The organism is Streptomyces sp. NPDC057280, assembly GCF_042668605.1.
Taxonomy (GTDB): Bacteria; Actinomycetota; Actinomycetes; order Streptomycetales; family Streptomycetaceae; genus Streptomyces.
On record NZ_JBHUYR010000002.1, the window covers coordinates 974,808 to 999,688 of the forward strand.

Below are 24,881 nucleotides of genomic sequence, written 5' to 3' on the forward strand. Positions count from 1 at the left end.
CTGCACATCATTCGCAATTATGTCGGAGGACGTTGGACATGCCGGTGTACACGCTCCCGGAACTTCCGTACGACCACTCGGCGCTCGCTCCGGTCATCAGCCCCGAGATCATCGAGCTGCACCACGACAAGCACCACGCCGCCTACGTCAAAGGCGCCAACGACACGCTGGAGCAGCTGGCGGAGGCGCGGGACAAGGAGACCTGGGGCTCGATCAACGGCCTGGAGAAGAACCTGGCCTTCCACCTGTCCGGGCACATCCTGCACTCGATCTACTGGCAGAACATGACCGGCCCGAAGGACGGCGGCGGCGAGCCCCTCGCCGCCGACGGTGTCGGCGACCTCGCCGACGCGATCACCGAGTCCTTCGGCTCCTTCGCCGGCTTCAAGGCCCAGCTGACCAAGGCCGCCGCGACCACGCAGGGTTCGGGCTGGGGTGTGCTCGCGTACGAGCCGCTGAGCGGGCGGCTCGTCGTCGAGCAGGTCTACGACCACCAGGGCAACGTCGGCCAGGGCTCGACCCCCATCCTGGTCTTCGACGCCTGGGAGCACGCCTTCTACCTCCAGTACAAGAACCAGAAGGTCGACTTCATCGACGCCATGTGGGCGGTCGTCAACTGGCAGGACGTGGCCAAGCGTTACGCCGCCGCCAAGGAGCGCGGCGACAGCCTGCTGCTCCGCCCGTGACGCCGTAGCAGCACCCCGCAGACGCCCTGCTCGTGATCGTCTTCTCACCCTTCACGCGGCAGGCGGTACAACGGAAGGCTCCCGCAGGCCCGATGCCCGCGGGAGCCTTCCTGTCGCTGGGGTTCCTGTGCGCCGTCAGGCGGTGGTGAACCGCAGTTCGGGCCGCTCCCAGCCGACCTTCGGTGGTGAGGGGGCGATCGTCCCCGCCCGCTCGGCGCCCAGGCGCCGGTAGAACTCCTCCGCCGGGGGATGGGAGACCACCCGCACCTCGGCCAGCCCGGCGGCCCTGGCCTGGGAGATCATGTGCTCGATGAGGAGCCGGCCGACGCCCTTGCCCTGCACGTTGTCCGCCACGAACGCCAGGTCCAGCTCCGGTGGCTCCAGTAACAGGGCGTAGAAACCCTGGAGTTGTCCGGCCGTATTGACGGCATCGACGGCCACGAAGACCTGGTGACGGGTGATGTAGTCGGCGGTGACCCGGTAGCCGGAGATGATCGAGGCGTATGTGCCTTGGTAGGTAGCGGAGTTGTGGATAGATCGGTGAGGCGGTCCGCGTCCTGTGCGTCGGCGCGCTTGATGATCGTGGACTGCATCCCTATCGGTCCCCGGCTTCCGCGGAGGTCAGTTCCTCCCAGTGGACGGTGCGCTCGCACCAGCGGTCCAGCAGCACCTGGTCGTGGCCGACGGCGAGCAGTCCGGCGCCGGTGGCGGTGCGGTAGTCCTCGACAGCGGCGACGAGGGCGGCGGTGGTGGAGGCGTCCAACATGGCGGTCATCTCGTCGCAGATCAGCCAGCGGGGGCGCAGGACGAGAGCGCGGGCCAGGCAGGCGCGTTGGAGCTGGCCGTCGCTGACCTCGTGGGGCCGGCGCTCCAGCAGGTCGGGGGTGAGCCCGACGGCTGAGGCCAACTCGGGCAGGCGCTGCGGTAGTTCCTCATGGCGGCCGGTGGCGCGCAGCGGCTCGGCGATCAGGTCGGCGAGCCGCAGCCGGGGGTCGGCGGAAAGCCGGGGCTGCTGGAAGACGACGCCGAAAGCGGTGCGCTGGGCGCGCGGGGCACGGTGCCGCCAGCGGCGTACGGGGTCGCCGCCGAGCGTCACGGTGCCGCTGTCGGGGCGGTGCAGCAGGGCCGCGACCCGGGCGAGAGTGGACTTGCCGCAGCCGCTGGGCCCGAGCAGACCGACGGACTCGCCCGGCGCGATGGCCAGGGAGGCGCCGCGGACGACGGGGGTTCCTCTGCCGTATCCGGCGGTGATGTCGTGCAGTTCAAGCACGGAGGTCCTCCGTCACGTGCGGGTGGTGGCAGGCGATGCCGCCGACCGCTTGAGGCAGCGCGGTGCAGGTGGTGGTGGCCCGCTCGCAGCGGGGGGCGAAGGCGCAGCCCTCGGGAAGGTCGCCGAGTTCGGGTGGCATGCCGGGGATCGGGGTGAAGGCGCGGTCGGGCAGGGCCTGGAGGAGACCGCGGCTGTAGGGGTGGCGGGGGCCCGGGGCGCCGAAGAAGGCTTTCGCGTCGGCGAGTTCGACGATCCGGCCCGCGTACATCACGGCCACGCGGTCGGCGATGCGCTCGGCGGCGGCCAGGTCGTGGGTGATCACGAGCAGGGCGTGCCGGCCGGTGTCGACGTGGCGGCGCAGTTCGTCGACCGTGTGGTCGACCAGGTCGCGGTCGAGGCCGGTGGTGGGTTCGTCGGCCAGCAGCAGAGGTGTCTCACCGACGAGGGCGAGGGCGGTGGCGGCGCGCTGGGCGAGGCCGCCGGAGAGTTCGTGCGGGTGACGGTCGAGGTGACCGGCGGGGAAGGCGGCCCGCTCGGCGGCGGCCTCGGCCGCCTTCCGTACGGCGGCCCGACCCCGTACGCCGGTCAACGCACGGACGGTTTCCTCCAGTTGGGAGCGGACCGTGCGCACCGGGGTGAGATGTGCGGCGGGGCTCTGCGGGATCAGGCCGATCAAGCGGCCCCGTACCGTGCGGGCGAGGATGCGTTCGTCGGCGGCCAGCAGGTCCAGGTCGCCCAGACGGGCCTGGCCCGCCGCCTGGGCGTTGGCGGGCAGCAGGCCGAGCAGGGCGGAGGCCAGGACGGACTTGCCGCAGCCGCTCTCGCCGATCAGGGCGAGACACTCACCGGCCGACACGTCGAAGCGGGCGTCGGTGACGGCGGCGATCCGCCGCCCGCCGGGCATGAGGAAGCGCACCGAGAGTCCGCGTACGGAGAGAACCGGCGGGGTCACAGCATCAGCTCCGATCGGCGCCGGGGGTTGATCCGCTCCCGCCAGGCGCCGGCGAGACCGGCGATGGCGAGCGTGGGCACGATGATGAACAGGCCCGGGAAGAGGGTCGGCCACCACTGCCCCGCCAGCAGCGAGCCCCGGGCGCCCTGGATGAGGTTGCCGAGGCTGGCCAGGTGGGTGGGCAGGCCGAGGCCGAGGAAGGACAGCGCGGACTCGTGCCACATGGCGTGCGGCACCATCAGGACGGCGGCCAGCGCGGCCTGCGGCAGCACCGCGGGCAGCAGATGCCGTACCGCCACCCGCCACCGCGACGCGCCCCCCGAGACGGCAGCGTCGATGTACGGCCGCGACCGCAGGGACAGCACCTCGGCGCGCACGATCCGGGCGGTGGACAGCCAGTGCGTGAGCGCGACCGACACCACCACCGGCCACACGCCGGGCCGGAACATGGCCACGATGAAGATGCCCAGCAGCAGGTGCGGCACGGAGGAGACGGTGTCGACGACCCGCATCAGGGCCCGGTCCGCCCAGCCGCCCAGCGCGCCCGCCGTGGCGCCGACGGCCGTACCGATCACGGTCGCCGTGAGCGCCGCCGCCACCCCGACCAGCAGGGAGACGCGCAGACCGTAGACGCAGCGCAGGAGGAGATCGCGGCCGAGGTCGTCGGTGCCGAACGGGTGCGACCAGCTCGGCGGGAGCAGTTTCGAGGACAGGTCTACGGCCTGCTGGTCGAGCTGGACCAAGGGCGGGACGAGGAGGACGGCCAGCACGGTCGCGGCCACCAGTGCGGCGGATACCCGTACCCGTATCGCCCGGGTGGAGCGCCGGCTGGTGCCGTAGGACCGCCAGACCGGCTCGGCCGTGGTCGTGGGTTCACATGTCACTGAACTTCACCCTCGGGTCGAACAGGCCGTACAGCAGGTCGGCGAGGAGGTTGCCGAGCAGCACGGCGGCGGTGGCCAGGGTCGTCAGGGCGGCCAGCAGCGGGAAGTCGACGGCGGTGGCCGCCTGAACGGTGGCCGCCGCGATGCCCGGCCAGCTGAAGACGCTCTCCACCAGCAGGGCGCCGGTGATGAGTTCGGGCACCCGGGAGCCGACCAGCGTGAGCACCGGCAGCAGCCCGGAGCGCAGAGCGTGGCCGAGCAGGACGGTGCGTTCGCTCAACCCCCGGGCCCGGGCGCCGCGTACGGGGTCCTCGGCGAGCGCGTCGCCGACGCCCTGCCGCACGTACAAGGTGAACCAGGGCAGCTGGGAGACGGCGAGTACCCCGGCCGGAAGGACGACATGGCTCGCGACCTGCCCGAAGGTGACCTGCTCGCTGGCCGTGTCGGTCAGACCGCCCGCCGGAAGCACCCCGAGCTGGAGGGCGAACAGCCAGACGGCCAGCAGCGCGAGCCAGAAGACCGGCGCCGCCTCCAGGGAGTAGGCGACGGAGGTGACCATCCGGTCGAGCGCGGATCCGGGACGGCGGGCGGCCAGCACGCCGAGCACCGTCCCCGCCAGCACAGCCACCACGAAGGCAACCGCGCACAACAGCGAGGACCAGACCAGGCGTTCGCCGATCACCTCGGCCACCGGCTGCCGTAGGACGCTGGACTGGCCGAGGTCGCCGCCGAGCGCGGCGGTCAGCCAGTGCCACCAGCGGGAGGTGAACGGCTGGTCCACGCCCAGGTTCTCCCGCAGCCGCGCCAGCGTCTCGGCGTCGGCGCCGAGCGCGGCCGTACCGGCGTACGCCTTGACCGGGTCGAAGGGGGAGGCCGCCGCGATCGCGAAGACGCCGAAGGTGACGACGAGCAGGATCGGGGCGGCGAACAACAGCCGCCGCCCCGCCAGCCGCGCCATCGCACCCCAGGGGACTCGGCTCACTTCTTCGGCTGCCAGGCTTCGAGGTTCCACCACGGGCCGGAGGCGAAGCCGTGCTCGTGCGGCTCGACCTGCGTGGTCAGACCGCTCCAGCGGTCGGCGAGGACGTAGACGTGGTTGATGTGGGTGAGGAAGGTGTAGCCGGGGTTCTTCACCAGCTCCCGCTGGAGGCTGTCGTACGCGCTCTCGCGGGTCGCCTGGTCCGAGGTGCGGCGGCCGGTGTCGAGCGCCTCGTCCACAACCGGATCGTCGTAGCGGGCCATGTTGTTGAAGCCGTCGCCGGCGAGCGAGGAGTGCAGCAGCGTGTAGAGGCCGTAGTCGGGGTCGCCGTTGCTGCCGAAGCCGGCCAGGACCGCGTCGTCCTTCATACGCGGCTCGATGACCTCCCAGGTGGCGCTCTCCACCTTCACCTCGATACCGGCCTTCTTGGCGTCGGAGGCGTAGGCGAGGGCGTGGTCCTGGCGGACCTTGTCGCCGGAGGGGTAGAGGAGGGTGAAGGAGGCGCGCTGCCCGGCCTTCGCGCGGATACCGCCGTCGCCGGTCTTCCAGCCGGCCTGGTCGAGGATTCGCTTCGCCTTCGCGAGGTCCTGCTCGCGCTCGATGCCCTGGGCGAACCAGGGGTCGTCGACGGGCAGTGGCCCGTACGCCGGGCGCCCGGCACCGTCGAGGATCTTGTCGACCATGGCCTGCCGGTCCAGGGCGGCATCCAGGGCCTCGCGGACGGCGCGGTCGGCGGTGACCTTGTTCTCCTGGGGGAGGGTGACCGTGCGGAAGTCGTAGGTCTTCGCGTCGTACGTCTTCTTGGTGCTGTCGCTCTTGAAGGCGGCGGCGAGGTTGGGCGGCAGGATCGCGCCGTCGAGGTCGCCGGAACGCAGCCGCGTGGCCCGCACGTTGTCGTCCTGGATGACCGCCATGGTCACCTTCTTCACTGTCGGCGCACCGCCCCAATAGTTGGGGTTGGCCTTGAAGGTGAGCTTCTCGCCCTTGCTCCAGGAGGCCAGGACATACGGGCCGGTGCCGACCGGCTCGGTGTTGAAGGAGCCGGTGTTGGGGTCCTGGCCCTTGGCTATGTGCTCGGGGACGACGGGCAGGACCGTGCGCCCGGCGAAGGGGGCGTAGGGGTACTTGAGGGTGAAGACGACGGTGTCGTCGCCGTCCGCGCGGACCTGCTTGACGGCGTCCAGCTCGCCGCGGTTGGTGTTGTTGGTCTTCGCGTCGAGGATCGTTTTGTACGTGAAGACCACGTCGGCCGACGTCAGTGGCTCGCCGTCGCTGAACTTCACGCCGTCGCGCAGGGCGTAGGTGTAGGTCAGGCCGTTGTCGCTCACCTTGGGCAGGGCCTTGGCGAGGGCCGGCTTCAGCTTCAGGTCGGTGTCCCGGGCCAGCAGGCCGTCGAAGATCTTCGAGTTGCCGTCCTTGCCGTAGCCGAGCAGCGGACTGAGCGTGTCCGGCTCGGAGGCCACCCCGATCACGACGGAGTCGGCGGCGCTGGCGCTGCCTGTGCTGTTGCCGGGGGCCGAGCAGGCGGCGACGCCGGTGAGTATCGCCGCCGTGGCGGCGGCTGTCCGTATCCGACGGACCGTCATGGACCTCACACCCTTAATGATGATCTTAAGCTGTTGCATATTAATTGCAATAAGGGCTACCCGGGCGGGTCGGAGGGCAGTCCGGTACCGGGAAGTTCTTCTCGGGCTTCATCCGGACCGGGACTGTGGGGGAGAGGGCGGCGTCCATGACGGAACTTGCGAGAGTCGCTGGTTGTCGTGGCGGCTGCCGTCGTGCGATGGGTCTCCGGTGCTGAAGACGGCGTTGACCTGGCTCCGGGCCTGATGGCGTGCTGAGCAGGCTGGACTTGGGCCGCCCGCCCCGTCGCTTCGGTGCGAGGAACACAGCGATGTCCGTTTCGTTGCCAGGCGGGGGATGTCTCCGTGACAGTCTGGAGTTCCCTTCTCAACGGCCCGTAGAATGCGGGGACTTCGTGAGCGCGCGACCGGGGGAAGCCGGTGTGAATCCGGCGCTGACCTGCAACCGTGATGGGTCCGCAAGGGGCCGTGAGTCGGGATACCCGGCGTGCGCAGTGAACTGCTTCTCGCTGTCATGGTCTACAGGAGGGCTCAGCCTTGCGCCGCACATCTGCACACCGCACCCTGATCACCGCGACCGCCCTCGGTCTCGCGCTCGCGTCCGCGCCGGCGGTCGCCCATGCTCAGGGCGTGGCCGACACGAACTCTCCCGTCAGGGTGACCCTCACGGTGCAGGGGCCGGACGGGCTTCTCTTCAAGGGGAAGATCAGAACCCGCGGGCATGACGTCACGACCGCGACCGGCGGTACCCATCACTGCGATGGCACCAATGGCGGCGCCAACCCCTCGGCCGTTCCGACGCCGACGGCCGCCCTCGATGATGCGGCCCGTAAGCGGCACTTCACCTGGGACGGGGCCTGGTACGCCTCGTTCGACGACTACTTCGTCGACACGATCAAGGAAGTCAGCGGCGGCAGCTCCGCCTACTGGAACCTCTCCGTGAACGGCACGTCCACGCCCGTCGGCGGCTGCCAGTTCAAGCTGAACGCCGGTGACAAGGTGGCGTTCACCTGGACCGCGTTCTGAGCCCAGCGGCTCACAGGGTGCGGGCCTCGGACGCCGTGACCGGCTCCCCGGCCCGCACGCCGTGCAGGACGTGGGCCAGTACCTCCGTCCCGCGCACCACCCGGGGCCCGGGCCGGTTGAAGTAGGACGGCCCGTCCAGCACCCAGACCCGGCCCGACCGTACGGCGGGCAGCTCCGCCCATCCCGGCAGCCCGGTCAGTAACTCCGTCTCCCGCAGAGTGCGTTCGGGCGGGAAACCGCACGGCAGGACCAGTACCACGTCCGGCCGTGCGGCCCGTACCGCCTCCCAGGTCATCGGTTTGGTGTGCTCACCGGGCGTAGCGAGGAGCGGGATGCCGCCGGCGGTCGTGATTTGCTCCGGGACCCAGTGTCCGGCCGGCCACAACGGGTCGAGCCACTCGATCGCCACCACCCGGGGCCGGTCGAGGCCGGCGACCGAGGCGCAGACTTGTCCGAGACGGGCCCGCAGCTCGGTCCGGCGCCGTTCGCCTCGCTCCCGTACGCCGAGGAGTTCGCCGACGGTGACCAGGCAGTCCAGGACGTCGTCGAGCGTGCGCGGCTCCAGGCTGAGGACACGGGTGTCTGCATCGAGCAGCCGTACGGAGCGGCTGACCTTCTCGTACGAGACCGCGCAGACGTCGCACAGGTCCTGGGTCAGCACCACGTCGGGGCGCAGGGCGGCCAGGGTCTCCGTGTCGAGGGTGTAGAGCGAGGACCCTGAGTGCGCCGAGCCCCCTACGGCGTCGGAGATCTCCCGGCTGGTGAGTGTGTCCTGGTCGAGGTCGGCTCCGGTCACCACGGGTACCGACGCGATCTCGCGCGGCGGCCAGTCGCATTCGTGCGTGCGACCGACCAGCCACGCGGACAGTCCGAGCCCGGCGACGATGTCGGTCGCGGCGGGCAGCAGGGAGACGATGCGCATGCCGCGACCCTACGGCTCCGAGGAGCCCGTCAGGCGCCCCAGCGCACCGCGATCGTGTCGCCGACGCCCACGGTCGTCTCCCGGGCGGCGGTGGTGAAGGTTCCGCCGTCGATGCTGGCCTTCCAGGTGTTGGAGCCGCTGTTGGCCTTGCCGTTGAGGGAGGTGATGGTGCCGGTGCCGAAGGACGGCGTCACGGCCGTGACGCAGCCGGAGGGGGTGGCCGCGCTCACGGCGGCGTCCAGGACCGCGCCCAGGGTGGTGGCGGAGCCGGTCGGTGTGAGCGCGACGGAGCAGACCTTCAGGTTCCCGGCGCCGTCGTCCACGGTCAGGGCCACCTTCGTCGCCGTGCCCGAGGTGAAGGCCGGCTGGCTGACCCACTGGGGCGCGCCGGACGTCACCGGCGTGGGCGGGGTGGCGGTGAAGCCGCCGCCGGCCACGGCCCGCAGGCCGTCGATCGAGGCGTAGGCGGAGGGGCTGGTGTCGCTGGGCAGGTATTTGAAGCCGCCGCCGGGGTTGAACTGCTGCGTGATGAGGAAGTCGACTGGGGTCTTGCCCTGGGCGGTGAGGAAGTCGCCGGTCTGCGGGTTGATGCCGCACGCGTTGAGGCCGGAGACGGCCCAGCCGTTGGAGTCGGTGTTGACGCCGAACAGGGCGTTGAAGGCGCCGCTGCTCGCGATGAGCTTGCTCTTGAGGAATGCCTTGGCCTGCACGATGTCGGTGTCGGTGTTCGGTACGCCGGAGACGCACAGGGCAGCCATCGCGGCGCCGGTCATGTCGATGTCGCTGGCGGCGGCGAGCTGGGTGGCGTTGCCCTCGGCCTTGCTGTAGTTCCAGCCGCCGTCGTTGTGCTGGTTGGCGCGCAGCCGGGTGATGATCGCGTCGCGCAGCGCCTGCGGGATACGGACCTGGCCCGCCGTCGTCTTTGCGCCGTTGAGGGCGAGGGCGGCGAAGACGGTGCCGTTGAAGTTGGCGGAGGGGCCGAAGTAGCCGGTCTCGGCGGTCTGCCAGTAGCCGTAGATGTCGGCGATCAGGTTGCGGGAGTCGGAGACGCGGGCGGGGTCGATGCCGGCGGCGTAGGCGTTGAGCGTGGCGCGTTCGTAGTCGGTCACGACGGGGGAGGAGGAGGGCCAGCCGCTGGTGGAGAGCAGGGTGCGGTAGACGGTTCTGGCGTTTTTGCTGGTGTCGCCGCCCGGTGTGACGTCCACGGCGGCGGTTCCGGCCGCGGCGAAGGCGCTGAACGCCCACTCGTTGGACAGCCCCGACCCGGCGTACGAACCGTCTGCGGCCTGAAGGGACTTGAGGTAGGTGATGCCGTTGGTCTTTGAGGTGGCGATCTGGGCCGGGGTGGAGGTCGCCGCCGCGGGCAGCGTGGTCAGTGCGAAGGCGCCGACGGCGGCGGCGACGGTGAGGGCGGAACGACGGGACATGGCCTGCTCCTTGTGGGGAAGGACGCCGACCGGACCCGTCTGGGATGGGTGGGGCCGCCGTCCGGGACGCGTGGATCGGCTTGGCAAAGGTGCTGCGCCGCTTGGGCATTCGGGCTCGGTCCGGCCCCCTGCCGTCCCACACCGCTGCGCGTCAGCCCCGGACTCCCACCGGGTTCCCCCACTCGGCAGTGCGGGACGGTACCCCAGCCGCCCGCCCGTCGCCAGAAGGCGTCCGGCCGACCTCAGGTGTGGCCTGTGTCCCGTCTTGACGGTGTCTGTGAACCATGTTCAAATCCGGCTGATACGCAAGAAGTTCCAGGGGAAGCCGGTCGAATCCCGGCGCTGACCCGCAACCGTAGGCCCGGCAACCGCTGGGCGAGCCGGACTGCCTGGAGCGTGTTCTTCAGCAACAGACGCCGTCGCGGACTACGGCGTGGTGCGACCAGCCTTCCCCGGCACGGGCCTGTCTCGTGCGGTGGAGGCCCCTCAGCCACGCCTGCGCGTCGGCCACACAACGAGGGGCCGTGGTGGGGACCGAGAAGCGAAGAGACGGGCGGGCGGCGAGCAGACCGCGAGCCCTGACAGCGATGGTGGCGGCGTGGCTGGCGGTGCTCGCCGCCTGCATGACCTTCCTCACGACGACCCCCGCGAGCGCCGACCCCGTCGGCGACTGCACCGCAGCCAAGGGCGCGATCGTCGCCGTCGACTTCGGCCCCTTCGGCGGCACCGTCCAGCGCGGCTGCGACACCACCCCGACCACCGGCTACGACCTGCTCCACGACCCCGGGTTCACCACCACCGGCACCGAGCACGACGGCCCCGGCTTCATCTGCCGCATCGGGTACGGCTCCTTCAACTCCGGTACGCAATACCCGACTCCGGACAAGGAGTCCTGTGTCCTGACGCCGCCCGCGACCGCGTACTGGTCCTACTGGACCGCCTCGCCCGGCCAGGACGAGTGGACCTACAGCCAGTACGGCGCGATGGACCGCAAACTGGGGGACGGCGACGTCGATGCCTGGGTCTACGGCGGCACCGACGTCGGCGGCTCCACCGGCGCGCCCACATTCAGCCCGGACGACGTCCGCGCGGGCGGGAACGGCACACCCAATCCCGGCGGCACGCCCACCGGGGGACCGGGGCAGATCGATACGAAGGCCGCTGTGGCCTGGCTCAAGGGCCGCCTGACCGACGGCGAGCGCATCGTCGACGACGGCGCCGACACCCCCAACTACCTGCTGACGACGGAGACGGCCTACGCTCTCGCCGCCGTCGACGGCCGCAGCGCCGGACTCGACAAGGTCACCGCCTTCCTCGCCGCCCACACCACCGACTACGCCTACCCGTCCGGCACCGGCCAGGCCCCGGACGCCACCGCAGCCGCCCGCCTTGCCCTCCTCGCCGAGAGCACCGAGGGCGACCCGCGCGCCGTCGGCGGCCACGACCTCGTCGGCGACCTGGCCGAGAACGTGTGCGCGGCGGGCCCCGAGTCCGGCGAGCCCACCCCCGGCTGCACCGCCAAGGGCGACTTCGCAAACGCCGGCTACGCCGAGGGACAGGCGCTGTCCGTCCTGGCCCTGCTGCGCGCCGGGGTGACGCCGCCCGCCGGGACAGTCGACCGGCTCACCTCACTCCAGTGCACTGACGGCGGCATCACCAGCATCCTCATCCGCCCCGGCGAGTACTGCGACGGCGACCCCGCCACCACCGGACTCGTCGCCCTCGTCCTGCACCAGACGGGCGGACACGACACCGCCGTCTCCAAGGCCCGCACCTACCTCACCACAGCACAGCGCACGGACGGCTCCTTCCCCGGCTACACCGGAGCCACCACCGGCAGCGTGTATGCGACCGCCTACGCCGCTCAGGCCCTGCGCGCGCTCGGCGACACCTCCCGCGCCGACGCGGCCGTGGGCTGGCTGTCGCGGCAGCAACTGGCGGGCGGCGGCTTCGGGTTCGAGGAGGGCGCCACCGACCCGGCTCTCTACACGACACCGCCTGCTGTCCTCGCCGGCACCGGCACGAGCCTGGTCACCCTCACGACGAAGAGGACCGAACCCACCGATCCGCCGACGACCCCCACCTCCCCGCCGGCCACGCCCGCACCGGGCGTCGGACCCGACCTGAAGAAGGGCGTCGCCTACCTCACCAGCGCGACCAACCTCAAGCAGGGCCTGTACTACACCTCGGGCCCCGGCACCTCGCGGGCGGACTTCGGCCTCACCATCGACGGTGCCTACGCCCTGGCCGCCACCGGGCTGAACAACGCCAAGCTGCGCGGCATCGTCGACTTCCTCGACCAGCAAGGGAAGGACGGCGAGGGCCGCACCGTGAACGACTGGACGGGGATCGGCACCGGCTACGCGGCCGGGGGTTCCCTCGGCAAGACGGCCCTGCTCGCCGAGGCCGTGGGCCGTGACCCGCGCGACTTCGCCGGGCACGACCTGATCGCCGCGCTGGACAAGGCCGTATGCGCCAAGCCGAGCACTGCACCGGACCGCTCCTGCGCCGCCAAGGGCGCTTACCGCTACGCGCCGTCGGTGTTCGCCCAGTCCCTCGCCGTCATGGCGCAGCTGCGGGCAGGGGAGAAGCCCGCCGAGGCGATCGCCTACCTGGAGGGCCTCCAGCAGGACAGCGGCGCCTGGCCGAGCCTGATCCCGGCCACCAATGACTCCGACGTCGACTCCACCGCGATCGCCGCCATGGCCCTTCACCTGACCGGCGGGCAGGAAGCGGAGAAGGCTGTCGACAAGGCGCTGGCGTGGATCGCGTCGAAGCAGCTGGCCGACGGCGGCTTCCCCGGGGCGGCCGGCAACTCCGTCAACTCGGCGGCCCTGGCGGTCCAGGGGTTGTCCCTGGACGCCGGGACATACGTGGACGAGATCGCCGGGGCGCGGAAGTTCCTCGCCTCCCAGCAGAACAGCGACGGCGGGTTCAACGTGGCGAAGGAGGGCCAGCGCGGCTCCGACCTGCGGGCCTCCACCCAGGCCGTGGGCGGCGCGACCGGGATCTCCTTCGGCACGCTGAAGCGCAGCCTCACCGGCACCTCGCCGCAGCCGACGCCCAGCCCGAGCGGCAGCGCCCCCGACATCATCACCCCCGACGACACGGCCGGCGGCTTGGGCGGGCCCACCGCCGACGGGGGCAGCGGTGGCGGCGCGCTGGCTTCCACCGGCGTGCAGATCGGGGCTCTCGCCGCGATCGCCGCGCTGCTGGTGCTCGCCGGATGGCGCACGGCAGTCGTGGCCCGCCGCCGCGTAGACGCGGGTGGTGAGCGGTGACCGGTTTCCTCAAGGCGACGGCCCGTGCCGTCGCCGCTCTCGCACTGACGGCCGCCGCCTGGGGTGCGACGGCCGGGTCCGCCGTGGCCGACCCGCAGGCGATGGGCCGCTGCACCACGACCTCCGGGGTGGTCCTCGCCGTCGACTTCAGCCACTGGGGCGGCCCGATCATGCGCTCCTGCGGCACCACCCCGACCACCGGCTACGCACTCCTCAACCAGGGCGGCTGGCAGACCACCGGCACCGGACACGACGGCCCGGCGTTCATCTGCCGGATCGGCTACAGCGGCTACAAGAACGGCAAGCAGTACCCCACCGCCGGCGAGGACGACTGCGTCCTCACCCCGCCCGCGTCCGCCTACTGGTCGTACTGGCACGCCGATCCGGGCGCGGACGACTGGCAGTACAGCCAGCTCGGCGCCATGCTCTACAAGCCGAAGCCCGGCAGCGTCGACCTGTGGGTCTTCGGCGCCACGAACGTCGAGGGCACCGAAGGGCGCCCCACGGTCACCCCCGACCAGCTGCGCGCCCACAACACCCGGCCGCAGGGCGGCACAGACCGGCCGACGTCCACCTCCAAGGCCCCCGAACTGCCGCCGGATGTCGACACCGGCCCCGCACCGGAGAAGCCCACCAAGTCCCCCTCGCCGAAGCCGAGAAAGCCAAGCCCCAGCCCGACCCTCACCCCGACATCCAGTCCGTCGGCGAGCCCTACGACGCCCCCGTCGGCGGTGGCGGCGCCGACCCCCGGTACCCGGGTGGTCGATGCCGCGCCGGCCGCCGACGCGGCGCACGATACCGGCTCGGTCGTGCCTGTGGTCGCCGGCGCCTCGCTCGTGCTGCTGATCGGCGGCGCCGCGGCTTACGAGGCACGCCGGCGCCGTGCCGAGTGATGGCGAAGGCCCGCACGACCGTCGAGTCGACGGCCGCCCCGTCCGGCCGCCCCGGGCAGCCGGAGAAGGACGGTCGCCGTCTGCCGCGGACACTGCATCCGGTCGCCTGGTGGGTGTGGGCGCTGGCCCTGGCCACCGCCGTCAGCCGTACCAACAACCCGCTGCTGCTGTTCCTCGTTTTGGCCGTCCTCGGCTACGTCGTGACCGCCCGCCGTACCGAGGCCCCGTGGGCGCGCGGTTTCCGCTACTACCTCTACCTCGCCCTGTCGGTCGTGGCGATCCGGGTCGTCTTCCGCGCGGTGTTCGCCACCGGGATCACCCCGCGTGACCACTTCCTCTTCTCGCTCCCGCACCTCCCCACCCCCGACTGGTACGCCGGGATCCGCATCGGCGGCCCGGTCTCCCTGGAGGCGCTGCTGTCGGCGGCGACCGACGGGCTGCGGCTGGCGTGCATGCTGTGCTGCATCGGCGCCGCCAACACCCTCGCCAACCCCAAGCGCGCCCTGCGGGTTCTCCCGGGTGCCCTGTACGAGCTGGGGGTCGCCGTCACCGTCGCGATCAGCGTGGCGCCGCAGCTCGTGCAGAGCGTCCAGCGCGTCGCCCGAGCCCGGAAGCTGCGCGCCGGACGGACCCAGGGGATGAAGGCCCTGCGCGGGATCGTGGTGCCGGTCCTGGAGGACGCTCTGGCGCGCTCGCTGCGGCTGGCCGCCGCCATGGACTCCCGCGGATACGGCCGCGCGGGCACGGCCACCCGCCGCTCCCGCCGGATCACCGGGGCGCTGATGCTGCTCGGCATGTGCGGGCTGTGCGCCGGGGCGTACGGCCTGCTGGACGCCACCGCACCCGCCTTCCTGGGCTTTCCCGCGATGGCGGCGGGCGCGCTGCTGTGCGTGGCCGGGCTGCGGCTGGGCGGACGCCGGATCACCCGCACCACCTACCGCCCCGACCCCTGGCGACTGCCGGAGTGGGCCGTCGCGGGCAGCGGGGTGCTGGCCGCCGTCCTGCTCTTCGCCGGCCTCGGCTACGACCCCGCCCAGCTCAACCCCACCTTCTACCCGTTGACCTGGCCCGCACTGCCCCTGGTGCCCACCGCGGCGATCCTGCTCGCCGGAACCGCCGGATTCCTCGCACCCCCACCCCGGAGAGCCGACACCCCGTGATCACCTTCGACCAGGTCACCGTCCACTACGACGGCGCACCCGAACCCGCCCTCCGCAACATCGACCTCACCGTTGAGGAGGGCGAACTCTGCCTCGTCGTCGGACACACCGGCGTCGGCAAATCCACCCTGCTCGGTGCCGTCAACGGGCTCGTGCCGCACTTCACCGGCGGCACCCTGTACGGGCGCGTCACCGTCGACGGCCGCGACACCGCCCACCACCCGCCCCGCGAACTCGCCGATGTCGTCGGGGTGGTGGGCCAGGATCCGATCGACGGCTTCGTCACCGACACCGTGGAAGAAGAACTCGCCTATGCCATGGAGCAGTTGGCGATTCCCGCCGCGACCATGCGCAAGCGTGTCGAGGAGACCCTGGACCTCCTCGGGCTTGCCGACCTGCGCCACCGTGCCCTGCACGAACTCTCCGGCGGCCAGCAGCAGCGGGTCGCCATCGGCTCCGTCCTCACCGCCCACCCCCGCGTCCTGGTCCTCGACGAACCCACCTCCGCCCTCGACCCGACCGCCGCCGAAGAGATCCTCGCCGCCGTCACCCGCCTCGTCCACGACCTCGGCGTCACCGTCCTCATGGCCGAACACCGCCTCGAACGGGTCGTCCAGTACGCCGACCGCGTCATCCATCTCCCCGGCGACGGCCAAGCCCGCATCGGGGCGCCCGCCGACATCCTGCGGACGTCCGACATCGCACCGCCGATCGTGGAGTTGGGCCGGGCGGCCGGCTGGTCCCCGCTCCCGCTGTCCATTCGCGACGCCCGCCGCGCCGCCGCACCCCTGCGCATTGCCCTCGCCGACCACCTCCCGGCCCCGGTCCGCCCGCAGCCGACGGAGCGGCGGCCCCGGCTGCTGGCCGCGCGCGGTGTCACCGTCACCTACCAGGGTGTGACAGCCGTCCGGGAGGTGGACCTCGACCTGCACGCCGGTGAGGTGACGGCGCTCATGGGCCGCAACGGCTCCGGCAAGTCCTCCTTGCTGTGGGCTCTGCAGGGCTCCGGCCCGCGCCGCGCAGGCAGCGTGAAAGTGACCGGACCGGGAAATGACGCCGATCCGCACACCGTGCCCGCCGCGCAGGCCCGCCGGCTCGTCGGCCTGGTCCCGCAGACTCCGGCGGACCTGCTCTACCTGGAGAGCGTCAAAGCGGAACTCGACCAGGCCGACACCGAGTCCGGCACCGAGGTGCGGGCCCGCGCCGTCCTGGACCGGCTCGCGCCCGGTATCGACGACGCCACCCACCCCCGCGATCTGTCGGAGGGGCAGAAGCTCGCCCTCGTCCTGGCGATCCAGCTCTCGGCCGCGCCGCGGATCGTCCTCCTGGACGAGCCGACCCGCGGCCTGGACTACCGCGCCAAGACCGAGCTGATCGCAGTGGTCGACACCCTGGCCGCGGAGGGGCGTGCGGTGGTCATCTCCACCCACGACGTCGAGTTCGCCGCCCGCGCCGCCGACCGTGTCGTCGTCATGGCAGAAGGGGACGTCGTCGCCGACGGACCGACCACCGAGGTCATCGTCGCCTCACCCGTGTTCGCACCGCAGACCGCGAAGATCCTCGCCCCACTGCCGTACCTGACGGTCGACCAGGTCAAGGCGGCGCGGTCATGACGGCTGCGGCAGCCGTCCGGCTGGGGCCGCGCGCCGGCGTGGTCATGACCCTGGCCGCCTTCCTGGGCCTGGTCGCGTTCTTCTGGCCGTTCGTGGTCGCCCCGGGAACGTTCGGCTCCAACTACGCGCCCCCGCTCATCTTCGGCGTCCTGCTGGTCCTCGTCCTGTGCGTGGTCCTCTCGGAGATCGCCGAGGGCGGCATCGACTCCAAGGCGCTCGCCATGCTGGGCGTCCTGTCCGCCGTCAACGCCGCCCTGCGCCCTCTCGGCGCCGGAACCGCCGGCATCGAGACCGTCTTCTTCATCCTCGTCCTCGCCGGACGCGTCTACGGCCCCGGCTTCGGCTTCACCCTCGGCTGCACCTCGCTCTTCGCCTCCGCGCTGATCACCGGCGGGGTCGGCCCCTGGATGCCGTACCAGATGTTCGGCTGCGCGTTCGTCGGCATGCTCGCCGGGTTCCTTCCCCGCGCCACCGGCCGCCGCGAGATCCTGATGCTCGCCGCCTACGGCTCCCTCTCCGGCTACCTCTTCGGCTTCCTCCTCAACCTCTCCTTCTGGCCCTTCTCCCTCGACCCGAACAGCTCCATCGCCTACCTGCCCGGCCTGCCCTTCACCGAGCAGTGGCACCGCTACCTCGCCTTCGACCTCGCCACCTCCCTGGGCTGGGACACCGGCCGCGCGGTCACCAACTTCGTCTGCGTCCTGCTGGCCGGCCCAGCGGTCCTCACCACCTTCCGCCGCGCCGCCCGCCGCGCCCGCTTCCGCGCCCCGGTCACCTTCGCGCCACCCCGAACGGACGCAACGGAACGCCGCTGACCAGTCACGACAACACCAGGCCGGGGCGAGCACCGGATTTACTATCAGTACGGGCACCACGCGACGGAGACCCCGCTGCCCCTGACCGACTCCAAGGGCACCATCGTCTACCCGGGCTTCCCGGCGGACGCCCTGTCTCCTTCCGCCTTTACTCGGTCGCCGCCCAGGCCCTGTTGTGGGCGAGTTTTTCCCTGGTCTTCGGACCGTTGGCCGAACGGCTACTCGATCCGGCCGTCCGGGCCGCGGTCAAGCCCGTGCCCGGACAGCCCGAGCCGGTCGCCGCGGTCTGACCTTCCGGAGGCGAGATGGATCACGCCAGGTCGCGCGGTATTGGCCATGTCCGCGACACGCGGTACCGTCACTGCGATATCGACGACGGCAGAACGGAAGCCGGTGGGAAACCGGCACGGTCGCGCCACTGTGTGCCACCCCGCCAGCGCGGGGCGGCGAGTCAGACCCGTAGCCGTCGTCATGTGCACCACCGAGATGGGACGCGAACTCCCAGAGGAGGCCCTGCCATGGCGCAGCATGTCGCACCGCCGACCGCCACCACCCCCGCTCTCCCCGCCAAGCTGCCGATCGGCGCGATCGTCCCGTGGGCGGTCTTCTTCGGCATCCTGATGCTGGTCCTGCTGTACTTCGTCGGCGCCGAGCAGGGCGCCACCTCCGTCGTCTCCGGCGAGGACGTCCACGAGTGGGTCCACGACGCCCGCCACCTCCTCGGCTTCCCCTGCCACTGACGCAAGGGACACCGACACCCTCATGAACTCCGCAACGGTAAGAAACCTCCTCGTGCGCGGCATGCTCGCCGGTCTCGCGGCCGGTGTGCTCGCCCTCGTCGTCGCCTACCTCCTGGGTGAGCCCAACGTCGACAAGGCGATCGCTTTCGAGGAAGCCCACTCCCACGAGCATGAGATGGAGATCGTCTCCCGCTCTCTGCAGTCCACCGCCGGCCTGGCCACCGGCGTCCTCATCTACGGGGTCGCCTTCGGCGGCATCGCCGCCCTCGCCTACTGCTTCGCCCTCGGCCGCGTCGGCCGCTTCAGCCCCCGCGCGACCGCGCTGCTGCTGTCCGGCTGTGCGCTCCTCGCCGTCTACGTCGTGCCGTTCCTGAAGTACCCGGCCAACCCGCCCGCCGTCGGAAACCCCGACACCATCGGCAAGCGGACCACCCTGTACTTCCTGATGATGCTGCTCAGCGTCCTCCTCGCGATCGCCGCCACCATCCTGGGCAAGCGGCTCCAGCCGACCTTGGGCACCTGGTGGGCGACCGTGACGGCGATCGCCGCCTTCGCGCTCGTGATCGGGCTGGCGTACGCCTTCCTGCCCGTCATCAACGAGGTGCCCTCGGACTTCCCGGCCACCGTGCTGTGGCGGTTCCGGCTCTCCGCGCTCGCCATCCAGACCACCCTGTGGACGGCGTTCGGACTCGGCTTCGGTGAACTGGCCGAACGCCTGCTGAACCCTAAGCCCGCCCCGGCCGCCCCGGCCTCGGCAGTGGCCGCTCCCAGCTGACCATGATCCGACCATGTGAGAGGGCCCGCGGAACCATCCGGGGGCCCTCTCGCGTTCTCCGGACACCCGATGGACCTGGACCAAGGACATGACCCATCGATCCGACCCATCCGGCCGATTAGACAGCGGCGGCGAAGGCGAGCAGCGGAGGAGCCGAGTGGCCAGACGACCCCAGCCCCGCCACATCACCCTGGGCGGCCACGAGGCCGTCGCCCTGACCGTCGAGGAGTACGAGCAGCTGATCGCGAGCCGCCGCCAGATCGGCGGGCAGAGCGCCCGTGTGCGGGTGCTCGCCTCACAGGCCAAGCGGACCGAGCAACTGCTACGCGACCTGGAGACACTCGTCGGGATACCGGAAGACGACTGCGGCGCTTCTGCCGGAGCATCCCCTTCAGAGCGCCCGGCGCCGTGTCGTGCCACCGCCCCGGACACCGACGCTGCCTGTCTGCGGTGCGCGATCGCCGCACTGCTGCGCCGGCACCGGGACCCGGCCGCCTGAACCGGCCGCGCTTCAAGATTCCTGTGGGCGCAGGGGGTGCCCCAGGCGCACGTTCCAGCGCCCGGCCCGTCCGCTGAGCTCGGTCGCCGTCAGCGGGAGAACGTCCGCACGCCAGAAGGACGCCAGCGGCGCGCCGAGCACGTGCACCACGGCGGCCCGTACGACATCGGGCTCCACCACGGCGAGGGTGCGGCCGTCCGACTGCGCCACGGCGTCCAGCCAACGGGCCACACGCTCGCACAGCTCCTTGACCGACTCTCCCCCGTGAGGTGCGGAGGACGGGTCGGCGAGCCACTCGCCGAGCGCCTCCGGCTCGGCCCGGCCGACCTCGTCGAGGGCGCGGCCCCGCCAGCGGCCCGCGTCCAGGCCGGCCGGTCCGGCACCGGATGCCTTCACGGCGAGGCCGAGTGCGGCGGCGGTCTCGCGGCAGCGCGCGCTGGGCGAGGTGACCAGGCGGGCGGCTGAGGGCAGCGAGCCGGCTGCCGCGCGGGCGTGCAGGGCGCCGGTGTTGTCCAGGGATGTGGCGCCGTCGTCGAAGCGGGCCTGGCGAAGGGACGGATTTGTCGCGGGGGTGATGAGGGTGACGCGGCTGGTCACGGGGCTGCTCCTGCTGCCTGGGTCAGGGGGTGCGGGCTTCCACCGGGTAGGGGACGTACGTACGCCGGTCGGGGTCGAGGGCGAGCCGCCCGCTGGCCGGAGGACGGGCCCGCTGCGCGCAGTCGCGGCGCTCGCAGATCCGGCAGCCTAGACCGATCGGGGTGGCCGCGCGAGGATCATTCAGGGCGATGCCCTCGGCGTAGACGAGGCGGTGGGCGTGGCGCAGTTCGCAGCCGAGGGCGACGGCGAACTCGGCGCGCGGGGCGTGGTGGCCGAAGCCGCCGCGGGTGATGGTGCGCGCGATCCAGAAGTACCGCTTGCCGTCAGGCATTTCAGCGACTTGGGTGAGGATCCGCCCAGGTGCGGAGAACGCCTTGTACACCGTCCACAGCGGGTACGTGCCGCCTAGCCGGGAGAAGTGAAATTCGGTCGCGGACTGCCGCTTGGAGATGTTCCCGGCCCGGTCGACCCGTAGGAAGGAGAAGGGCACACCGCGGTGGCCGGTGCGCTGGAGGGCGCTCAGGCGGGGACAGACGGTTTCGCCCCCTCGCCTCCTACGCGGGACCGCAGTAGCGGCCGGAACCGGCGGCGCCGTAGCCCTCAGGACGGCGTCACCAGCGGTCTTCCTTGGCCGCCTCCAGTGCCTCGAACACGGTGAGCGCGTCACGGAGGGCGGCGACGTCGTGGGTGCGGATGTAGTCCGCCCCACTGCGCGCGGCGTACAGTTCCGCCGCCAAGGTCGCCGGACCGATCCCGGACACGGCGCTCCCCGTGAGCGTGCGCAGGAACGACTTGCGGGACGGGGAGATCAGCACTGGCAGGTCGAAGCGGGCTTTGAGCTGTTCGAGCCCGGCCAGGGTCCGCAGGGACGGTTCGGGGCCGCTGCCCAGGAAATAGCCCAGTCCCGGATCGATGACGAGCCGGTCGCGGCCGATGCCGGCCGCCTCCAGCGCGGCCAGGCGGGCGGCGAAGAACTCCTCGATCCCCCGGCAGACCTCCCCGGGATCGGTCCGCACCTTGGTGGCGGGGCCGTGCCGCTGCACGGAGTGCATGACAATGAGCCGGCAGCCGGTGACCGCGAGCGCCTCGTACTGGTCCGGATCGTCGAAGCCCTGGATGTCGTTGAGGTACGCGGCGCCCCGCGCGGCGGCGAACAACTGGGTCCCGGGCCGGTACGAGTCGACCGACACCGGCACGCCCTCGGAGACCAGCTGGTCGAGCACGTCGGCCAGCCGTCTGATCTCCTCGGCCTCCGTCACCTGCTCGGCTCCCGGATGACTGGCGGCGGGCCCGAGTTCGATGACGTCGGCGCCCTCCGAGCGCAGCCGGCGCGCGTGCGCCACGGCGGCCTGAGAGGACAGGAACCTGTTCCCGTCCGAGAACGAATCCGTGGTGATGTTGACGATCCCGACCAGCGACGGCCGGCGGATTCCCACGGGCGAATAGGGGATGTGTTCAGCCATGGAGTCCGAGTTTCTGGTAGATCTCCGTCGTCACCGTCGAGAAGTTCATGGTCATGAAGTGCAGCCCCGGCGCCTCTTCGGCGAGCAGACGACGGCACATCCCGGTGGCGTGGTCGATTCCGAGCGCTCTGACCGCTGTCGGGTCGTCCTGCGCGCCGAGCATCCGCTCGGCCAACTGGGCGGGAAAGACCGCGGTGGAGAGGGTGGGGATGCGGCGCAGTGAGCGGATCGTGGTGACCGGCATGATCTCCGGGATGATCGGTGTCTCGCATCCGGCCGCCGCGACGCGGTCACGGAAGCGCAGATAGTCGTCGACGTCGAAGAACATCTGGGTGATGGCGTAGTCGGCTCCGGCCCGGCATTTCTCGACGAAGTGACGGATGTCGGCGTCCTGGCCGCAGGACCGCGGGTGCATCTCGGGGAAGGCCGCGACGCCCACGCAGAAGTTCCCGGACTCCTTGATCAGGGAGACCAGTTCGGCCGCGTACCGCACTCCTTGCGGGTGCTCGGTCCAGGGGCCGAGCGGGTCTCCTGGAGGGTCGCCGCGCAGGGCGAGGATGTTGCGCACGCCCTGGTCGGCGTAGTGGCCGAGGATGTTGCGCAGTTCGGCGACGCTGTGGTCGACCGCGGTGAGGTGGGCGACCGGGGTGAGGGTGGTGTCTTGGGCGATCCGCCCCGTGATGTTGACGGTCCGTCCTCGCGTGGAGCCGCCGGCACCGTAGGTGACCGAGACGAACGTGGGGGACAGGCTCTCCAGCCGGCGGATCGCGGTCCACAGTCCGGCTTCGGCCGCCGCGCTGCGCGGCGGCATGAACTCGAAGGAGTAGGAGCGGCCTCCCTGTTCGAGGAGGTCGCGGATGGATGCTGCGCTGTCTGCCCTGGTGCTGGGCATACCGAGAGCCATGGGCTGATGCTTTCTGCGATGCCGGGGGTGGGGCCGGGGGAGGGCGGCAGGCGCGTCCTCCCCCGGCCGATGGGGTCTGCGGTCAGGACGCGGCAAGCTCCGCACGGAGTGTGCGGGCGGCGGTGACCAGGTTCTCCAGCGAGGTGCGGGTCTCGGGCCAGCCGCGGGTCTTCAGTCCGCAGTCGGGGTTGACCCACAGCCGCTCCGGCGGGATCGCCTCAAGTCCCTTGCGTAGCAGGGCCGCCGCCTCGTCCGCGCCCGGCACGCGCGGGGAGTGGATGTCGTACACGCCCGGTCCCGCCTCGCGCGGGTAGCCGTGGGAGGCGAGTTCGCGGGCGACCTGCATGTGGGAGCGGGCGGCTTCGAGGCTGATGACGTCGGCGTCGAGGTCGTCGATGGCCTGGACGATGTCGCCGAACTCGGCGTAGCACATGTGGGTGTGGATCTGGGTGTCCGGGCGCACCCCGCTCGTGGTGAGCCGGAAGGACTCGGTTGCCCAGGCGAGATAGGCCGGGCGGTCGGCGGTCCGCAGCGGCAGGGTCTCGCGCAGTGCGGGTTCGTCGACCTGGATCACCGAGGTCCCGGCTGCCTCCAGGTCGCCCACCTCGTCGCGCAGGGCGAGGGCGACCTGGCGGGCGGTGTCGGCGAGGGGCTGGTCGTCGCGGACGAAGGACCAGGCGAGCATGGTGACCGGTCCGGTGAGCATGCCCTTGACCGGGCGTGAGGTGAGGGATTGGGCGTAGGTCGTCCAGCGGACCGTCATCGGCTCGGGGCGGGAGATGTCGCCGGCCAGGATCGGCGGGCGGACGTAGCGGGTGCCGTAGGACTGGACCCAGCCGTGCTGGGTGGCGAGGTAGCCGGTGAGCTGTTCGGCGAAGTACTGGACCATGTCGTTGCGTTCGGCCTCGCCATGGACCAGGACGTCCAGGCCCGTCTTCTCCTGGAAGGAGACCACCTCGCCGATCTCGGCCTTGATGCGCTCCTCGTAGCCGGCCGTGTCGATCCGGCCGGTGCGCAGGTCGGCGCGGGCGGTGCGCAGGTCGGCCGTCTGCGGGAAGGACCCGATGGTCGTGGTCGGCAGCAGCGGCAGCCCGAGGCGGGCACGCTGGGCGCCGGCGCGTTCGGTGTAGGGCTGCGAGCGGCGGGTGTCGGTGTCGGTGACCGCAGCGGCCCGGGCCCGTACGGCGGCGTCGTTGGTGATCGGCGAGCCCGCCCGGGAGGCCAGATCGGCGCGGTTGGCGGCGAGTTCGGCGGCGATGGTGTCGGTGCCCTGGGCGAGTCCCTTGGCGAGGGTGACGATCTCGGCGGTCTTCTGCTTGGCGAAGGCGAGCCAGCGCAGGATTTGGGGCTCGATGTCGCGTTCGGCGGCGGCGTCGAGTGGGACGTGCAGGAGGGAGCAGGAGGCGGCCACGTCCACCCGGTCCGCCAGGCCCAGCAGCGTGCCGAGCGTGGCCAGCGACTTCTCCAGGTCGTTGACCCAGATGTTGCGGCCGTTGACGACACCGGCGACCAGACGCTTGCCCGGCAATCCGCCGACCGATGCCAGGTCGTCGAGGTTGGCGGCGCCGGCCTCGGTGAAGTCCAGGGCCAGACCTTCCACCGGGGCCTGGGCGAGGACGGGCAGGGCCTCGCCGAGCCGGTCGAAGTAGGAGGCGACCAGCAGCTTCGGCCGGTCGGTGAGCGCGCCGAGATCCCGGTAGGCGCGGGCGGCGGCGTTCAGCTCGGCCCGGGTGCGGTCCTGGACCAGGGCGGGCTCGTCGAGCTGCACCCACTCGGCGCCGGCCGCCCGCAGGTCGGCGAGGACCTCGGCGTACACCGGCAGCAGCCGGTCGAGGAGGGTGAGCGGCTCGAAGTCGGCGGGGACGCCGGGCGCGGGCTTGGCCAGCAGGAGGTAGGTGATCGGGCCGACCACGACGGGCCGGGCCGTCAGGTCCAGTGCCAGGGCTTCCTTCAGCTCGGCGACCTGCTTGGTCGTGTCGGCGGCGAACACGGTGTCCGGGCCGAGTTCGGGGACCAGGTAGTGGTAGTTGGTGTCGAACCACTTGGTCATCTCCAGCGGCGCGACGTCCTGGGTGCCGCGGGCCATCGCGAAGTAGCCGTCCAGGGCGTCGGTGTCGACGGCGTCCCGGTGCCGCTTGGGGATCGCGCCGACCATGACGGTGGTGTCCAGGACGTGGTCGTAGTACGAGAAGTCACCGGTCGGAACCTCGTGGATGCCTGCCTCGGCGAGCTGGCGCCAGTTCGTACGGCGCAGCTCGGCGGCGGTGTCCTGGAGCGTGGCGGCACTGACGCGGCCCTTCCAGTAGCCCTCGATGGCCTTCTTCAGTTCCCGGCTCTGTCCCTGGCGGGGGTAGCCGTACACGGTGGCCCGTGCTGCCGCGGCTGCGGACTTCGGTGTCACGGAGATCTCCT

At 71.6% G+C, this 24,881-nt stretch carries 21 protein-coding genes, 2 pseudogenes and 3 riboswitches; of the genes and pseudogenes, 10 read left to right on the plus strand and 13 right to left on the minus strand.

Translation table 11 applies throughout. The features are described 5' to 3' along the window. Positions 1-38 precede the first annotated feature (38 nt). Entirely contained in the window at positions 39-686 is a 648-nt protein-coding gene (locus ACFUO4_RS14950) for a superoxide dismutase (protein ID WP_383484228.1), read from the plus strand. 135 nt (positions 687-821) lie between these two features. On the opposite strand, the pseudogene ACFUO4_RS14955 reads toward ACFUO4_RS14950, so the two are convergent. The 6 genes and pseudogenes from ACFUO4_RS14955 to ACFUO4_RS14980 form a co-directional block, all read right to left on the minus strand. Continuing rightward, positions 822-1,279 (minus strand): annotated as a pseudogene (locus tag ACFUO4_RS14955) (GNAT family N-acetyltransferase). A gap of 2 nt (positions 1,280-1,281) precedes the next feature. Further along, entirely contained in the window at positions 1,282-1,956 is a 675-nt protein-coding gene (locus ACFUO4_RS14960) for an ABC transporter ATP-binding protein (protein WP_383484231.1), read from the minus strand. Next, entirely contained in the window at positions 1,949-2,908 is a 960-nt protein-coding gene (locus ACFUO4_RS14965; protein ID WP_383484234.1) for an ABC transporter ATP-binding protein, read from the minus strand. Before ACFUO4_RS14965 ends, ACFUO4_RS14960 begins: the two co-directional genes overlap by 8 nt. After that, on the minus strand, positions 2,905-3,792 hold the full coding sequence (locus ACFUO4_RS14970) for an ABC transporter permease (protein ID WP_383484237.1): 888 nt from the start codon (positions 3,790-3,792) through the stop codon (positions 2,905-2,907). The genes ACFUO4_RS14965 and ACFUO4_RS14970 overlap by 4 nt, the downstream gene beginning before the upstream one ends. Next, positions 3,782-4,750: an ABC transporter permease gene (locus ACFUO4_RS14975; RefSeq protein WP_383484240.1), complete on the minus strand. Its 969-nt coding sequence runs from the start codon at positions 4,748-4,750 to the stop codon at positions 3,782-3,784. The genes ACFUO4_RS14970 and ACFUO4_RS14975 overlap by 11 nt, the downstream gene beginning before the upstream one ends. A gap of 20 nt (positions 4,751-4,770) precedes the next feature. Then, positions 4,771-6,357 (minus strand): ABC transporter substrate-binding protein, encoded by a 1,587-nt coding sequence (locus tag ACFUO4_RS14980; protein ID WP_383484243.1) that lies wholly within the window; start codon positions 6,355-6,357, stop codon positions 4,771-4,773. A gap of 407 nt (positions 6,358-6,764) precedes the next feature. Continuing rightward, positions 6,765-6,838, plus strand: a riboswitch (cobalamin riboswitch). A gap of 53 nt (positions 6,839-6,891) precedes the next feature. Between ACFUO4_RS14980 and ACFUO4_RS14985 the strand changes: the two genes are divergently transcribed. Then, positions 6,892-7,380, plus strand: a complete 489-nt coding sequence (locus tag ACFUO4_RS14985) for a DUF4430 domain-containing protein (protein ID WP_383484246.1) — start codon at positions 6,892-6,894, stop codon at positions 7,378-7,380. 10 nt (positions 7,381-7,390) lie between these two features. On the opposite strand, the gene ACFUO4_RS14990 is transcribed toward ACFUO4_RS14985, so the two are convergent. Together ACFUO4_RS14990 and ACFUO4_RS14995 are read right to left on the minus strand one after the other, a co-directional pair. Then, positions 7,391-8,302 (minus strand): cobalamin-binding protein, encoded by a 912-nt coding sequence (locus ACFUO4_RS14990; protein WP_383484249.1) that lies wholly within the window; start codon positions 8,300-8,302, stop codon positions 7,391-7,393. Positions 8,303-8,331: 29 nt separating this feature from the next. Beyond that, positions 8,332-9,729, minus strand: coding sequence for a hypothetical protein (locus tag ACFUO4_RS14995; RefSeq protein ID WP_383484252.1), 1,398 nt, complete (start codon positions 9,727-9,729; stop codon positions 8,332-8,334). Positions 9,730-10,007: 278 nt separating this feature from the next. Beyond that, positions 10,008-10,137: riboswitch (cobalamin riboswitch) on the plus strand. A 179-nt stretch (positions 10,138-10,316) separates the two neighbouring features. On the opposite strand from ACFUO4_RS14995, the gene ACFUO4_RS15000 reads away from it, so the two are divergent. The 8 genes from ACFUO4_RS15000 (at position 10,317) to ACFUO4_RS15035 (ending at position 19,505) form a co-directional block, all read left to right on the plus strand. Continuing rightward, positions 10,317-13,010, plus strand: coding sequence for a prenyltransferase/squalene oxidase repeat-containing protein (locus tag ACFUO4_RS15000; protein ID WP_383485702.1), 2,694 nt, complete (start codon positions 10,317-10,319; stop codon positions 13,008-13,010). Next, entirely contained in the window at positions 13,007-13,903 is an 897-nt protein-coding gene (locus tag ACFUO4_RS15005; protein ID WP_383484255.1) for a hypothetical protein, read from the plus strand. Before ACFUO4_RS15000 ends, ACFUO4_RS15005 begins: the two co-directional genes overlap by 4 nt. Continuing rightward, positions 13,903-15,063, plus strand: coding sequence for an energy-coupling factor transporter transmembrane component T (locus tag ACFUO4_RS15010; protein ID WP_383484258.1), 1,161 nt, complete (start codon positions 13,903-13,905; stop codon positions 15,061-15,063). Before ACFUO4_RS15005 ends, ACFUO4_RS15010 begins: the two co-directional genes overlap by 1 nt. Further along, positions 15,060-16,676: an ABC transporter ATP-binding protein gene (locus ACFUO4_RS15015; RefSeq protein ID WP_383484261.1), complete on the plus strand. Its 1,617-nt coding sequence runs from the start codon at positions 15,060-15,062 to the stop codon at positions 16,674-16,676. The genes ACFUO4_RS15010 and ACFUO4_RS15015 overlap by 4 nt, the downstream gene beginning before the upstream one ends. After that, entirely contained in the window at positions 16,673-17,491 is an 819-nt protein-coding gene (locus ACFUO4_RS15020; RefSeq protein ID WP_383484264.1) for an ECF transporter S component, read from the plus strand. The genes ACFUO4_RS15015 and ACFUO4_RS15020 overlap by 4 nt, the downstream gene beginning before the upstream one ends. Positions 17,492-17,824: 333 nt before the next feature. Further along, positions 17,825-17,974: riboswitch (cobalamin riboswitch) on the plus strand. Between the two features lie 35 nt (positions 17,975-18,009). Further along, on the plus strand, positions 18,010-18,231 hold the full coding sequence (locus ACFUO4_RS15025) for a CbtB-domain containing protein (protein ID WP_383484267.1): 222 nt from the start codon (positions 18,010-18,012) through the stop codon (positions 18,229-18,231). 22 nt (positions 18,232-18,253) lie between these two features. Then, positions 18,254-19,006, plus strand: coding sequence for a CbtA family protein (locus tag ACFUO4_RS15030; protein WP_383484270.1), 753 nt, complete (start codon positions 18,254-18,256; stop codon positions 19,004-19,006). A 157-nt stretch (positions 19,007-19,163) separates the two neighbouring features. Continuing rightward, a complete protein-coding gene (locus tag ACFUO4_RS15035) occupies positions 19,164-19,505 on the plus strand; it encodes a hypothetical protein (RefSeq protein WP_383484273.1) in 342 nt (113 codons plus the stop codon). A gap of 12 nt (positions 19,506-19,517) precedes the next feature. Here the strand turns inward: ACFUO4_RS15035 and ACFUO4_RS15040 are convergent, their stop codons facing one another. The 5 genes and pseudogenes from ACFUO4_RS15040 to metE form a co-directional block, all read right to left on the minus strand. Continuing rightward, the gene (locus ACFUO4_RS15040) at positions 19,518-20,102 is read right to left on the minus strand and encodes a histidine phosphatase family protein (protein ID WP_383484276.1); all 585 of its coding nucleotides are present in this window, start codon (positions 20,100-20,102) and stop codon (positions 19,518-19,520) included. A gap of 22 nt (positions 20,103-20,124) precedes the next feature. Next, a pseudogene (locus ACFUO4_RS15045) lies at positions 20,125-20,649 on the minus strand (short-chain fatty acyl-CoA regulator family protein); the annotation flags it as partial. A gap of 64 nt (positions 20,650-20,713) precedes the next feature. Further along, a complete protein-coding gene (folP, locus tag ACFUO4_RS15050; protein ID WP_383484279.1) occupies positions 20,714-21,565 on the minus strand; it encodes a dihydropteroate synthase in 852 nt (283 codons plus the stop codon). Next, the gene (gene metF / locus ACFUO4_RS15055; protein ID WP_383484282.1) at positions 21,558-22,469 is read right to left on the minus strand and encodes a methylenetetrahydrofolate reductase [NAD(P)H]; all 912 of its coding nucleotides are present in this window, start codon (positions 22,467-22,469) and stop codon (positions 21,558-21,560) included. Before metF ends, folP begins: the two co-directional genes overlap by 8 nt. Before the next feature lie 82 nt (positions 22,470-22,551). Then, a complete protein-coding gene (gene metE, locus ACFUO4_RS15060) occupies positions 22,552-24,870 on the minus strand; it encodes a 5-methyltetrahydropteroyltriglutamate--homocysteine S-methyltransferase (protein WP_383484285.1) in 2,319 nt (772 codons plus the stop codon). Positions 24,871-24,881: the final 11 nt, after the last annotated feature.